This window comes from Pseudonocardia kujensis, assembly GCF_021283305.1.
GTDB lineage: Bacteria > Actinomycetota > Actinomycetes > Mycobacteriales > Pseudonocardiaceae > Pseudonocardia > Pseudonocardia kujensis.
This window is the reverse complement of sequence record NZ_JAJSOK010000026.1, coordinates 55755-68384: the sequence shown is the minus strand read 5'-3', so window position 1 is coordinate 68384 and position 12630 is coordinate 55755. Positions and strand designations below refer to the sequence as shown.

Here is a 12630-nt window from a genome sequence, read left to right as displayed (position 1 = left end):
TCCGACCTTGCCCTCGAGACTCGCCACCTCAGTGACCTCCGTACGGACACCGCAACGTGTCCTCGTCGGGATGGGCGCGCCCGGGACTGGGCCCGGGGACGCGGCCGAGCGTCATGCTCAGCGGATGTAACCAGTGAGTTGGCAATCCAACTGCTAGGTCAAATTAGGGTGCGGCTCGCGCTCCTGTCAACAGCCGCAAGCGGACGACGGGCAGCGTCTTGACACCCCCCGCGCCCCGCATCACGATGACCAACCACGCGTTCAGTAAGCCGACCATGTGGTCAAAATCGGCCGGGCCGGGCTGAACGCGTTCGATCCCGCCACACCGACGAGGGAGAGCGCGGTGCCAGGTCGCCTGGAAGGCAAAGTCGTCGTCATCACCGGAACCGGAATCGGGATGGCCAGGCAGGTCGCCCTCCGCTGCGTGGCCGAAGGCGCGTCCGTCATCGGATGCGACATCCTGGGCGAGGACGCCCAGGAGACTCTCGACATCGTGCGAGCGGCCGGAGGAAGGATGGAGTCACTCCATCCGATCGACCTGACCAACGAGCAACACGCCCACCACCTACTGGAGTTCGCCGCCGACAAGTTCGGTGGCGTGGACGTCGTGCATCACAATGCAATGCAGATGAGACTGGGAGCAGTCGAGGACTCGAGCCTGGACGATTGGCAGTTCACGATCGACCACACCCTGCTGATCCCCTTCCTCGTCTCCAAGCACGCCATTCCTCACCTTCGGGCGCGCGGCGGCGGCAGCATGAGCTACATGGGCTCCGTCGCCGGCGCGAACCTCGGCACCGGCTACCCAGGAAACCTGCCTCTTCATCCCGCCTACTCGGTGGCAAAGGCCGGGGTGATCCGACTTGCCTCCTACCTGGCGCACGAGCTGGCACCATGGAACATCCGGACGAACACCATCTCCCCCGGGTGCGTCGCCACGCCAAGAGGCCTGAACTTCTACGGCGCAGAGGGAACCGCCGACCGCCAGGTGGTCATGAACGCCCACCTGACCAAACGCCTCGGTGAACCCGACGACATCGCGAGCGCCGTCGTGTACCTGGCTTCCGACGAGGCGTCCTGGATCAACGGCCTGAACCTCGCCATCGACGGCGGCCACCACACCTCCGGAGGCGCAGGAACAGCAGACCCGAACGACGTGGCCGTCTACGCCCCGAAGATGAAGGCGTGGTCGACAGTGGACCACTGGGAGACGTCGGGCAAACGCGCCTAGCGGAACGACGCATGACACCGAGTCCGAAACCCCAGAAGCAGTCCCATCGCTGAGTCGAGGATCGAGTCAGCTGATCAAGATCAGCTGACTCGGCCAGGTCGACCGCAGCGATACGGCGGCGCGTCGACCAACTTGCGAGGCAGGCTATTGAGTCCGTCACGCGGCTGGTTCCGGTGGCGCGAAGGACCCGGAGACCTCCACCTTAGACTGACTGATCAGTTGGTAATCCTACCGGATGGTCGCCCTCTTCGGCATCACGACGCTGCAACAGAGGTCGACCTCCCGCGGAGCCCCGACGAGCACTGGGCGGGTTGCCGGGCAGTCAGAACACTGCTAACTTGACGATTATGCACAATGCGTCAATGGTAGACGCCGGTCGGCAGCGCACCTCCGCTCACCGGCCAGAGAGCGACGCCGAGCTGCGAGAGTTCCGGCGGCAGACCCTGCCGCTCTATAACGAGAACGCGCTCAAGCTCGGTGTCTTCGGGATGAACTGCAGCGGCGGGATGGCCATCTCTACCGCTGAGTCCACGTTACGGATCGAATGGGACCACCAACTGGAGCTGGCCCAGCTCGCCGACCGGTTGGGCTTGGAGGCGTACATTCCCATCGCGCGCTGGAAGGGCGCCGGAGGGAAGATCAACTATCTGGGCGAGAACTTCGAGCCGATGACCTTCGCCGCCGCGATCGCGGCGAGCACGAAGGAGATCATGACCTTCGCGACCGTACACGCCCCCGTCGTCTCACCCATCGCGGCAGCCAAAATGATCACGACGATCGACCACATCTCCGGCGGCCGGGCAGGACTGAACGTCGTCATGGGCTGGCTGACCCGGGAGTTCGACATGTTCGGGCTGACCCAGCGGGACCACCAGGCTCGATATGCCTTCGGTTCGGAGTGGCTCGAGATCGTCGACCGGCTGTGGAACGAGACCGCGGAGTTCGACTTCGCGGGCGAGCACTTCACGCTCAAGAATGCGGAGTCGGCCCCGAAGCCGATCCAGCCACGTCCGGTCGTTCTCAACGCGGGTTCGTCGCCGACCGGGGCGGAATGGGCGGCCCGCCACGCCGACTTCAACTTCGCCAGCTATGCCTCACCAGAGGCCGGCACGAAGTACGTGGCCGACATCAAGCGGCTCGCGAGGGAGAAGTACGAGCGCGACATCGGGGTCCTGACCTACGCGTTCGTGATCTGCCGCGACACCGAGGCAGAGGCCCGCCGCGATCTCGAGCGAGTCGTCGAGATGGCCGACGTCGAGGGCGCGGCGAACTGGATGTCGGCGCTCGGACTTCAGAGCGCGTCGTTCTCCGAGGACACGCTGAAGGGCGAGTTCGCCAGGTATTTCGTGGCCGGCGGGGGCGCCGCCCGCGTCGTCGGAACCCCTGAGCAGGTCGCCGCGCAGCTCCAAGAGATGAGTGGGACCGGGCTCGACGGCGTCATGCTGGGCTTCCTGAACTACAAGGAGGAGCTGGCCGACTTCGGCGAGAAGGTCATGCCACTGCTCCGCGAGGCCGGCCTGCGCAAGTAGCTCGCCCGCGATCGGCCTCCAGGACGACGACGGCCCGGGAGCCGCCGAGGTGACCCGGGCCTCGTCGTCTCAACCTCGGTCCGTGGCCGCCCCGACACTCCGAAGGTGTGCCAGTACGGTCTCCTCGTTGTGGCGAATGTGGTGCGCGACAGCTTCAGCAGCTCGCTTGGGCGACCGTGCCCGCAATGCGGCGACGATCTCTTCGTGCTCCTCCTGTATGGCGCACGCATACTCCGCCGTGAGCATCGGCTGGGCGAACTGCGTGTGATAGGCCACCGACGCATCACGCAAGGATTCGATCATGGCGTTGAGCCGTGGCCGCTTGGCCGCTCCATTGATGACTGCATGGAACCGTGGGTTGAGCTCAGCCGAATGCATGTCAGGATCCTCGACGAGGGCGATCTTCATCCGCCCCAGCAAGTCGTCGAGCTCCGCCAAGGCGTCCTCACTGATGACCTCGGCGGCACGCTCCGCGGCGAGCGACTCGAGAGCGATCCGGATCTCGAAGTTCTCACGGATGTCCGCCACCGACGGCGCGAAGACGATCACGCCGCGGTGGGTGGACTGCCGCACGAGCCCCTCCCGGGCCAACGCGGTGAAGGCCTCCCGCACCGGCGTGGAGCTGACACCGAAGCGGTCGGCGATCTCCATCTGCCGCAGCCGCGTACCGGGCGCCAGCGCTCCGGACAGGATGAGCTGCCGCAGCTCCTGCGTGATCGCGCTCGCACGGGTGACCGGCATACCCACTGTTGCCATACCTGCAGATTACCAGGCTGTGCACGATGCACGAACCGGCGTGACGTCGCTCCAGGCAGCCAAACCTGGGCTTCGCGGCGCACCGACTGCAGTCTTGGCATGCCCGTACAGCACGGTCTGTCGCCCACCTCCCATGACATCAAGAGGTATTGCCGGTGACTTCGGGCACGTGCTAGCGTCCTGATTATGCACAATGCGTTAACGGTGACCAGCGTGCCCCCGGAGTACAGCATCAACTTCATGGAGCCGGAGCGGAACAAGAACCCGTTTCCCGAGCTGAACGCCCTCCGGGAGATGGCCCCTGTGGTGTACAACCCGGCCATCAAGACCTACATGGCTACGACCTACAGCGCTGCTCGAACGGTGCTCAGGGACGAGGCCCGCTTCAGCCAGGACGTCGAGTTCGGCCGCAGATTCCTGGGCGGGGAGACGCTGACCTCCACGAGCAAGCCCTTCCACACCCGGATCCGCGCCGTCCTCGGCCCACAGCTTACCCGCGGGTCGATCGACGACGCGTCGGGTTGGATGACTCGAACGGTCCATGAGCTGGTGGACCCGGTGATCGACCGCATGCTCGACGGCGAGACGGTCGACCCGGTGACCGCGGCGATTCACTACATCCCCGCGGCAGTCATCACCGAGATGCTCGGGTTGGAGCCGGAAGGTCGAGAACGGTTCCGGGCCTGGATGCCGGCGATCATCGGCCTCGCCGACGTCGACGGACAGGCCGATCCCGAGATTGCCGCGGAACTTCTCCGCAACGGCCTGGCAGCCCAGGAGGAGGTTAAGGAGTACTGTGGGCGGCTTCTCCGGGAGCGGCGGAGGAACCCGGGGAACGACCTGATCAGCACCCTGGCGACGTCGACGCTCGGCGAGGCCGACCAGCAGGGCGCAGGCGACGACCCCGACGCCGTCACCCATTTCACCGAGGCAGACTTCGTCGCGCAGATCTCACAGCTCATCCTCGCCGCACAGGACAACACGGCGCACCTGATGAGCAACATGCTTATCCTCTTGGCCCGCCACCCCGATCAGCGCCGCGCGATCGAGCACGATCGAGAGCTGCTCCCACAGGCGATGGAGGAGGCCAACCGCCACACCGGTTCCATTATGTTCCTCCCCCGCCTCGTCCGACACGGCGACGTGGAACTCGAGGGGTACCACATTCCGAACGGTGCTCGGGTCTGGTCGCTGCACGGTTCGGCCGACCGCGATCCATCTCGCTGGGAGCGGCCGGATGACTTCGACATCTTCCGCGAGTACAAGACAAACATCGGTTTCGGGTTCGGCGCCCACAACTGCATCGGCGTCAGCCTGGCCCGCAAGGAAGTCTCGCTCTTCCTCAACCGGTTCCTGGACCGCGCACCCGAGTGGCAGCTCGCCACCGAGGACTTCTCCTTCGGCAGCACCTTCATCTCCAGGGGCCCCGAGGCCGTTCCCCTCTACCACGACAAGCGACGGTGAGATCATGAACATCCAGGTCGACGCGGACAAGTGCATTGCCAGTGGAGCGTGCGCCCAGGTCTGCCCCGAGGTCTTCGATCTCGACGACGAGGGGGTGATCGTCGTTCTCGACGCCGCCCCGCCGGCCGAGCTGCGAGCGAAGGTCGAGGAGGCCGCGGCAGCCTGTCCGGCCGCCGTCATCGAGGTCCACGACCAGTCTCGGGTCTGAGGTGGTGGTCATCCTGATCAAGATTGCAGCCTGGTGTCCAGGGTAGTCCCGCCCAGGATGGAGGCGGCCCGCTTTCGCGGGCGCGGGAACGTGTGCGTCGAACAGGTGGACGTGCCCGTTCCGGGCCCGGACGAGGTGCTCGTCGCGCTCGCGTTCTGCGGTGTGTGCGGCAGCGACGTCTCCGAGTTCGAGAGCGGCCCGCTCAACGCCCACGTCGCCGAGCTGCCGCACCTGATCACAGGCCACACCGGTCCGGTGACCCTCGGGCACGAGATGTCGGGCTACGTTGTCGAGAGCCCCGCCGACGGCGGCCTCACTGTCGGCGCACTCGTCACCTCCTCCGGCGGTGTGACGTGCGGCGGGTGCAGGCAGTGTGCGGCCGGGCGGCCCAACCTGTGCGAGCGGTACCACATCGTCGGGATGCACCGGAACGGCGGACTGGCGGCCTATTGCACCATTCCCGTACGGGCTTGTCTGGACGCGACTCCGTTCAGGGTGAGCCCGTCCACGGCTGCGCTGGCTCAGCCGATGGCGATCGCCCTCCACGCCCTTCGCCGTGGCGATCCTTCGGCGGGTGGGCGGGTGGCCGTGGTCGGCGCCGGCGGGATAGGTGCCTTCCTGGTCTATGCAGCCGTGGAGAGCGGCGCCGACGTGTTCGCGATCGACGTCGACGACGACCGGATCGCACTTGCGCGCCGGCTCGGAGCAACCGCCCTGTCGAGCGGCCCCCTCGGGGGGCGGCAAGGGTCCACCGCGCAGGCCCGGTCCTTCGACGTCGTCTTCGAGACGTCCGGCACCCCGCAGGGGCTGTCGGCGGCCGTCGAGCTCTGTGACCGCGGGGGGCGCCTCGTCCTCGTCGGGATCCAGGCGCCGGGCGTCGGTGTCGAGGCGCGCGACATCGCCCTCGGCGAGCTCGACGTCCGGGGTTCGGTGTCCCTCGACCCCTCTCGTGATCTGCCCGAGGCGTTGCGGGTCCTCGCGACCCGAGAGGACGGGTGGGCCGACGTCGCGCCGACGGCGTTCCCGCTTCGTGACGTGGCTCGGGAGGGCCTCAGCCGCGCCGCGAGCCGCACGCGGATCAAGACACTCTTCGCCCCTGCGCTCGCCGAGCCCTGCGATATCACCCGCGCCGATGACCTCGTCGTGAGCCGGATCGGGCTGCGGTGACCCCGTCCGTCCCCACGACCGCACCCGCGACGTCACCGGACGCTCGCGCGGAACCGTAAGGAGAGTTCCCCATGCCACCCGACATCGCCTCCGCCAAGGTCCTCACGTTCGCCGACATCACCGAGATGGCGGTGGTGCCGCTGGGCTCGGAGGGCAAGCAGTGGAACCGGCACCTCTTCGACGCGGCCTCGTCCGGCACCCCGCAGCTCGTCGCTGACGTGATCAGGTTCGAGGCGGGCTTCGTCCACCACATGCATCGCCACTTCCACGCCGATCAGATCGTCGTCCCTCTGGAGGGATGGATCACCATGTACGACGAGCACCGCACCCCCACTGAGCTCCGTGTGGGGCAGGCCAGCCTGGTCCCCCGCCACATCTGGCACGAGGCCCGGAACCTCAGTGGCGCGGACTGCGTGGTGCTGCACCTGTTCGCCGGGGCTGGGGACTACTCCGAGGTCGGCTTCGAGGCGTGGCCGGGGGGCACGGCATGACGACGAGCCGGGCCGAGGCGGAGCGGGTGTCCGCGGCATTGACGGACGCCCTGCAGAGCGCCGACCGAGACCGGCTCGAGGCTGTCATCGACCCAGCTGCGACCCTCTGGCACAACACGGACCAGGTCGAGTCGACCGGCGCGGAGCTCGTGACGGCCGTGGTGGACATCGGCGCGGTCTGCAGCATCTCGCTCAGCGTCGGTCGGGTCGGGGTGACGGACACGGGTTTCCTGCAGACTCAGGAGTGGACGTTCCGGACGGCCGCGGGGGCAGCCCTCACCATCCACAGCTCCTTCGACATCACGCTGGGACCTGACGGCCGCGTGATCCGGCTCGACGAGTACGTCGACAGCAGTGCGCTCACGGCGCTGGGCGAACTCGTCGCGGACGGCGCACGACACGCCGCCAGCGCGGTCACATGACCCGCTCCCGGGTCGTCGTCGTCGGTGCGGGCGCGGCCGGCTGGTCCACGGTCGAAGCGCTACGACGGTTCGGCTTCGACGGCCGGATCACAGTACTGTCCGACGAGGTCCACCTTCCTTACGACCGGCCGCCCCTGTCGAAGCAGGTGCTCAGCGGCGAGTGGGAGCCAGGGCGCGCGCAGCTGGCCTCGGCCCACCGGATCGCCGAGGCCGACGTCGAGTGGGCGCTCGGGGTGACGGCGGCGGCGCTCCACAGCGCCGACCGGCTCGTGGTCACGGTCGACGGCCGTCCGTATCCGTACGACGAGCTGGTGATCGCCACCGGGGTACGTGCCCGGCGGCTGCCCGTCCTCGCCCGGGACGCCCTCGTGCTCCGCACCCTCGACGACTGTGTGGCCCTCCGCGAGCGCCTCCGCACGGCGCGTAGCCTCGTCGTGCTCGGAGCGGGCTTCCTCGGCCTCGAGGTCGCCGCCACTGCTCTGGCCCGAGGGGTCGCGGTGACCGTGATCGACCCGCAGCGGCATCCGCTGGCCGATCGGCTCGGCTCAGCCGCGGCGTCGTCGCTGGTCGCCCAGCACCGCAGCCGGGGCGTCCGGGTATTGACCGGGACAGCCGTATGCCAGACGCAGCGCGTGGCCGAGCGTGACTTCTGGCTGCTTCGCCTGTCCGACGACACGACGATCTCCGCAGATCTCGTACTGGTCGCGGCGGGGTCGGTGCCCGCCGTCGAGTGGCTCGCGGGTACCTCCCTCGAGGTGGACGACGGTGTGCTGTGCGACAGCGAGGGTCGCGCGGCACCCCACGTCTGGGCCGTCGGGGACGTCGCGCGCTGGTACCGGCCCGACCTCGGGCAGCACGTCCGGTTCGAGCACCGTACGAGCGCCGTCGAGCAGGGCCAGGCGGTGGCGCGCGCAATCTGCGGAGCACCCGCCACCGGCCGTGCGATCCCTTTCTTCTGGACCGACCAGTTCGACCTCAAGATTCAGGTCTGGGGCTCGACGTCGTCCGCGGCCGACGTCGACGTCGTGTTCGGGGATCCCGGCGGGCCCGCGTACGTCGCGGTCTTCCACGACGGCGACGTCGCGTCCCCGACCGGTGTCCTCGCCTGGAATGCCGCAGGGCCGTCCAGGCCCTACCGAGAGGCGCTTGTCCGGGAGCGGTCGACAGCCTGACGACGGTGTCGCCTACGGCGGCAAGACGTTCCGAGAGTACTGATCGCCCCAGCCTGCCGGCCGGGGCACGAGAGACATCCAGGAGGTGGCCGGTGCGACTGGCGACAGTGCGAGGCAGGGCCCACGTGGTGACCGATCCCGATCCGCTGAGGGGTGTGGACGTGGAGCAGGCGAGTGGAGGCCGGTTCTCCGCAGACATCGCGAGCCTGTACCCGGTCTGGAGTGACCTCGTCGCGTGGGCGGGGGACATCGACGACGCCCAGGTCGTCGCTCTCGACCGAGCGAGCCTCGGTAACCCGGCGCCACGACCGGCGCAAGTGTTCGCCGTCGGGCTGAACTACGCGGACCACGCGGCGGAGTCCAACCTCGCCACCGAGCGCACGCTCGTGCCGCCGACATTCACCAAGTTCCCGTCCTCGCTGTCCGGGCCCTTCAGCCCGCTCCGCCTCGCGGGACCGACGGTCGACTGGGAGGTGGAGTTAGTCGCCGTCATCGGCAGAACCGCTACCGGCGTGGCCGTCGACGAGGCGTGGTCCTCCGTCGCGGGCCTCGCGGTGGGCCAGGACTTCTCCGAACGGACCGTCCAGAGCGCGGGCCCGGCGCCGCAGTTCTCGCTCGGGAAGTCCTACCCCGGCTTCGGCCCGATCGGCCCCTGGCTGGTCACACCGGACGAGCTCGCCGACCCCGACGACCTGCTGCTGACCTGCGCGGTCAATGGCGAGGAGGTCCAGAAGAGCCGGACATCCCAGATGATCTGGTCAGTGCCGGAGCTCGTGTCGGTGCTCTCCGGCATCTGCACGCTGCACCCAGGGGACGTGATCTTCACCGGGACACCGGCGGGGGTGGGCGCCGCGCGCACCCCGCCGCGGTTCCTCACCCCCGGTGACCGGATCGTCAGCCGAGTGGAAGGGATCGGCGAGATCGAGCAGACCTGCCTCGCCGCCGACTAGAGAGGAGCTCATGATGTCACTGCACCGCCTCGCCTCCGTCACGATGGGGGTCCCGGACCCCGCCGCTGTCGGCGACTACTACCGCGATTTCGGCTTGACCGAGACGTCTCCGGGCCGTTTCGCGACCACTGACGGGGGCGAGCAGCTCACCATCGTCCGCGCCCCTGCCCGACGTCTGAACGCGCTACGGATCGAGGTCGACGATCCCGACGATCTCGGCCGCGCGGCGCGCAGCCTGCGGGACATGGAGATCCCGGTCGACCACCACGACGAGGACCGGCTCGAGGCGGTCGAGCGGGTCACCGGTCTGCGGGTGACCCTGAAAGTCGCGCCGCGTCGAGAGGTCGCCCCCGCTCCGGCCCCGCTCTACAACGGTCCGGGCCGGATTGACAGGCCCGACGTCCGCGCCGCCGCGGTCGAGCGCACCGAGCGGGTCCGCCCGCGAAAGCTCGGTCACGTGGTGATCGGGAGCCCCGACGAGGACGCCAGCCGACGGTTCTTCAGCGACGGTCTCGGACTCAAGCTCAGCGACCGGGTCCCCGGCCTCGCCTCATTCCTGCGGTGCTCGGTCGACCATCACAACGTCCTGGTGCAGGCCGCGCCGACGACGTTCCTGCACCACACGGCCTGGGAGGTCGACGACGTCGACGAGGTGGGCCGAGGCGCTACGGCGATGTTGGAACAGGACCCTGGAAGACACGTCTGGGGCCTGGGACGGCACCACATCGGCTCGAACTTCTTCTGGTACCTCAAGGACCCTGCGGGCAACTTCTCCGAGTACTACTCCGACCTCGACGAGATCGTCCAGGACCAGCTCTGGAGCCCGGAGACCATCGAAGGGGCACGCGGTCTGTACAACTGGGGGCCGCCTCCCCCTCCGTCGTTCCTGAAGCCGGAGGATCTCGCCGCACACATGGCCGGCACGCATTCGACGTGACGGACCGAGAGGGGGACGCCCAGATGCCATGGATCACCCACGATCGTCGTCATCCGGACGAGGCAGCCGCCACGGCGGTGGGCACCTCGGGATGACACCGCTCGAGCGCGACGATTCCACTCTCGGCGCCTTCACCCGGTGGTTGAGCCGCCACCGCCGGATTCGCCGACTACGAGCAACTCTGGCGGTGGTCGTTCAACGGCCTCCCCGGGTTCTGGTCGGCCGTGCACGACTTTCTCGACGTCTCGTTCCGCAACCAGTACCAGGACGTGCTGGACGCCGTCGTCATACCCGGCGCCTAATGGTTCCCGGGTGTCCAGATCAACTACGTGGACCCCTTGCTCCGTGCGTCGAGCCCCGATGCGCCCGCATTCGTCACCCACGACGAGACCAGGGCGGCCGAGGTCCTGACCTTCGAGGACCTACGACGGCAGGTGGCCGGCGTCGCCGACGCACTGCGCGGTCTCGGGGTCGGTACGGGCGATCGCGTCGTCGGCTATCTTCCCAACACGGCCGTCGGAGCGGTCTGGGCCTCGGTCGGTGCGGACTACGCACCCGAGGCCGCGGTCGACCGCCTCTCACAGCTGCAGCCGATGGTGCTCGTCGCCGCCGACTGATACCGGTTCCGCGGCGAGGACCGCGACCGCCGCAGCGCGGTGTTGGCGGTGGTGGCAGCTTTGCACCCCCGGCACACGGTGCTGGTGTCCCGTCGGGCTCGAGTCGCCGCCCGGGTGGCTGGACTGGAGGTCACCAACAGCGGGCGAGCCCGAACTCGACCCCGCCGCGGTCGACTTCGATCGAGTACGACCCGAGGGTCACGATGATGACCGCCGCTCGGAAGAGCCCGACGAATACACTGTTCGCCCCGTGAGGACCCCGACGGCGATGCCCGCGACCGCGACCAGGTACATGTCGAGGCCTTCGCCGCCGAGGACCGCGGTGGCGTAGAACGACGTGGCGTAGGTCCCGCCCACCGACGTTTCCGCAGGTGTTCTGCTTTGCGACACACCCCGTGCATGATCATTTCGATTCGAGGTGCTCGGCGGCGCGGTCCAGCCCCTGGGCGGCCTCCGCGCGCAGCGCGCTCTGCAGGGGCTCGGTCTCGGACAGGGAGGCGGAGAGGAAAGCGTGGACGGCGTGGAGCGCAGCACCCGCCGCTTCGAGGTGGTCGTCGGGCGCGCGCTCCCGCGCGCGAGCGAGTCGATGCACGAGCCGCCGCAGCGTCCACAGACACCACAGGACCTCACCCGTGCGCTCGTCGCGGGCGAGCATCCGGGTGGCGCGGAACGCGAGATCCTGCGCGGTGTCGAGCGCGGACTCGCCCCCGGCGGTGCGCATCACCTCCGCCGCGTAGAGGATCGCCTGTCCCTCCGCCGCGCCTGCGGCCACGCTCGCGACCTGCAGGCGATGGAGACCCCGCTCGCGCGGCTGGGCCTCGACTAGGTGGTCGAGGCCCAGCCGCTCTATCGCCTGCCGGAGAACATCCGTCGAGCTCATGCTCTTGGGCACGGCACGCTCCTCAGCTGTAGCAGTCGGTGCCGCCGAGCCGCGCCCAGTCGTCCGGGTCGTGCATGACCCAGATCTCCGCGTCGTGGGCGAAGGCGAGCTGGTTGATGCGGTGGATCGACTGCACGCTGGCCGAGGCGTTCATGTCGACCGGGCAGGGCATCACGGTGGCGAGCTGGTCGCGCGCGTGCACGGCGTCGGCGGTGATGAGGAAGGAGCGGGACGGCAGCTTCACCACCATCGACAGCTCGCCGTCGGTGTGTCCGGGTGTCCGGATGATCTGCACGCTGCCGTCCCCGAACAGGTCGAGGTCCCAGCTCAGCGGGTTCCAGGCGTACGCGCGGGCCCGGTCGAGGTCCGCTCGCCCGAAGAACTGCGAGTAGAGCGGGTCCGGCCAGAAGGCGTACCGGATGTCCTCGAGCGACATGTAGATCTGCGCATGCGGGAAGAGCCCGAGCCCGCCGGTATGGTCGAAGTGTCCGTGGGATATGACGACGTGGGTGACGTCCGCGGGGGTGAAACCGTGGTTGGCGAGCTGGCGGTCCAGCCGGTTCTCCGCGGGCAGGGTGAGCTTAAGGGTGTCCATCAGGTCGCCGTAGACCCCGCGCGGGTCCTCCCACGCGTCAGGCGCCATCCCTGTGTCGAACAGAACGAGCCCGCGCGAGTGCTCGATGAGGAAGACCGGGCACGGAGCGGTGATCTCCTCCTTCCCACCCATCACGAGGAAGCCGGAGTCGAGGGTGATGCTCCCGCCCGCCAGGGGGATGAGGCGTTTCGCTGTCGTCATCGTCAGCATC

General features: G+C 68.5%; 15 protein-coding genes. 11 read left to right on the top strand and 4 right to left on the bottom strand.

What is annotated here, in order from left to right; genetic code table 11:
• The first annotated feature begins 277 nt into the window (after positions 1-277).
• A complete protein-coding gene (locus LWC35_RS19545) occupies positions 278-1231 on the top strand; it encodes an SDR family NAD(P)-dependent oxidoreductase (RefSeq protein WP_232871589.1) in 954 nt (317 codons plus the stop codon).
• Positions 1232-1578: 347 nt separating this feature from the next.
• On the top strand, positions 1579-2760 hold the full coding sequence (locus LWC35_RS19540) for an LLM class flavin-dependent oxidoreductase (protein WP_232871621.1): 1182 nt from the start codon (positions 1579-1581) through the stop codon (positions 2758-2760).
• A gap of 69 nt (positions 2761-2829) precedes the next feature.
• Here LWC35_RS19540 and LWC35_RS19535 read toward each other — a convergent pair whose 3' ends face one another.
• Positions 2830-3516, bottom strand: coding sequence for a GntR family transcriptional regulator (locus LWC35_RS19535; RefSeq protein ID WP_232871588.1), 687 nt, complete (start codon positions 3514-3516; stop codon positions 2830-2832).
• A 204-nt stretch (positions 3517-3720) separates the two neighbouring features.
• Between LWC35_RS19535 and LWC35_RS19530 the strand changes: the two genes are divergently transcribed.
• The 9 genes from LWC35_RS19530 (at position 3721) to LWC35_RS19490 (ending at position 10944) form a co-directional block, all read left to right on the top strand.
• Complete coding sequence (locus tag LWC35_RS19530) at positions 3721-4980, top strand: cytochrome P450 (protein ID WP_232871587.1); 1260 nt, start codon at positions 3721-3723, stop codon at positions 4978-4980.
• A gap of 4 nt (positions 4981-4984) precedes the next feature.
• On the top strand, positions 4985-5188 hold the full coding sequence (locus LWC35_RS19525) for a ferredoxin (protein WP_232871586.1): 204 nt from the start codon (positions 4985-4987) through the stop codon (positions 5186-5188).
• Positions 5189-5299: 111 nt separating this feature from the next.
• Positions 5300-6355, top strand: a complete 1056-nt coding sequence (locus tag LWC35_RS19520; protein ID WP_232871585.1) for a zinc-dependent alcohol dehydrogenase — start codon at positions 5300-5302, stop codon at positions 6353-6355.
• Positions 6356-6426: 71 nt separating this feature from the next.
• Positions 6427-6846, top strand: a complete 420-nt coding sequence (locus LWC35_RS19515; protein ID WP_232871584.1) for a cupin domain-containing protein — start codon at positions 6427-6429, stop codon at positions 6844-6846.
• Entirely contained in the window at positions 6843-7268 is a 426-nt protein-coding gene (locus tag LWC35_RS19510; RefSeq protein ID WP_232871583.1) for a hypothetical protein, read from the top strand. Before LWC35_RS19515 ends, LWC35_RS19510 begins: the two co-directional genes overlap by 4 nt.
• Complete coding sequence (locus LWC35_RS19505) at positions 7265-8440, top strand: NAD(P)/FAD-dependent oxidoreductase (protein WP_232871582.1); 1176 nt, start codon at positions 7265-7267, stop codon at positions 8438-8440. The genes LWC35_RS19510 and LWC35_RS19505 overlap by 4 nt, the downstream gene beginning before the upstream one ends.
• A 155-nt stretch (positions 8441-8595) precedes the next feature.
• Positions 8596-9390, top strand: a complete 795-nt coding sequence (locus LWC35_RS19500; protein WP_308194599.1) for a fumarylacetoacetate hydrolase family protein — start codon at positions 8596-8598, stop codon at positions 9388-9390.
• A gap of 13 nt (positions 9391-9403) precedes the next feature.
• Entirely contained in the window at positions 9404-10327 is a 924-nt protein-coding gene (locus tag LWC35_RS19495; RefSeq protein WP_232871581.1) for a VOC family protein, read from the top strand.
• A gap of 329 nt (positions 10328-10656) precedes the next feature.
• Positions 10657-10944 (top strand): AMP-binding protein, encoded by a 288-nt coding sequence (locus tag LWC35_RS19490; protein WP_232871580.1) that lies wholly within the window; start codon positions 10657-10659, stop codon positions 10942-10944.
• Positions 10945-11142: 198 nt separating this feature from the next.
• Here the strand turns inward: LWC35_RS19490 and LWC35_RS19485 are convergent, their stop codons facing one another.
• The 3 genes from LWC35_RS19485 to LWC35_RS19475 are packed head-to-tail and all read right to left on the bottom strand — an operon-like array spanning position 11143 to position 12620.
• On the bottom strand, positions 11143-11301 hold the full coding sequence (locus LWC35_RS19485; protein WP_232871579.1) for a hypothetical protein: 159 nt from the start codon (positions 11299-11301) through the stop codon (positions 11143-11145).
• 46 nt (positions 11302-11347) lie between these two features.
• On the bottom strand, positions 11348-11836 hold the full coding sequence (locus LWC35_RS19480; RefSeq protein ID WP_232871578.1) for a hypothetical protein: 489 nt from the start codon (positions 11834-11836) through the stop codon (positions 11348-11350).
• Positions 11837-11846: 10 nt separating this feature from the next.
• Positions 11847-12620, bottom strand: coding sequence for an N-acyl homoserine lactonase family protein (locus LWC35_RS19475; RefSeq protein ID WP_232871577.1), 774 nt, complete (start codon positions 12618-12620; stop codon positions 11847-11849).
• Positions 12621-12630: the final 10 nt, after the last annotated feature.

What these genes read in the sequence shown, in the direction of transcription:
- LWC35_RS19475 (WP_232871577.1), bottom strand. Translation starts at nt 12,620, where the DNA reads ATGACGACAGCGAAACGCCTCATCCCCCTGGCGGGCGGGAGCATCACC.
- LWC35_RS19540 (WP_232871621.1), top strand. Translation starts at nt 1,579, where the DNA reads ATGCACAATGCGTCAATGGTAGACGCCGGTCGGCAGCGCACCTCCGCT.
- LWC35_RS19535 (WP_232871588.1), bottom strand. Translation starts at nt 3,516, where the DNA reads ATGGCAACAGTGGGTATGCCGGTCACCCGTGCGAGCGCGATCACGCAG.
- LWC35_RS19515 (WP_232871584.1), top strand. Translation starts at nt 6,427, where the DNA reads ATGCCACCCGACATCGCCTCCGCCAAGGTCCTCACGTTCGCCGACATC.
- LWC35_RS19505 (WP_232871582.1), top strand. Translation starts at nt 7,265, where the DNA reads ATGACCCGCTCCCGGGTCGTCGTCGTCGGTGCGGGCGCGGCCGGCTGG.
- LWC35_RS19525 (WP_232871586.1), top strand. Translation starts at nt 4,985, where the DNA reads ATGAACATCCAGGTCGACGCGGACAAGTGCATTGCCAGTGGAGCGTGC.
- LWC35_RS19510 (WP_232871583.1), top strand. Translation starts at nt 6,843, where the DNA reads ATGACGACGAGCCGGGCCGAGGCGGAGCGGGTGTCCGCGGCATTGACG.
- LWC35_RS19495 (WP_232871581.1), top strand. Translation starts at nt 9,404, where the DNA reads ATGTCACTGCACCGCCTCGCCTCCGTCACGATGGGGGTCCCGGACCCC.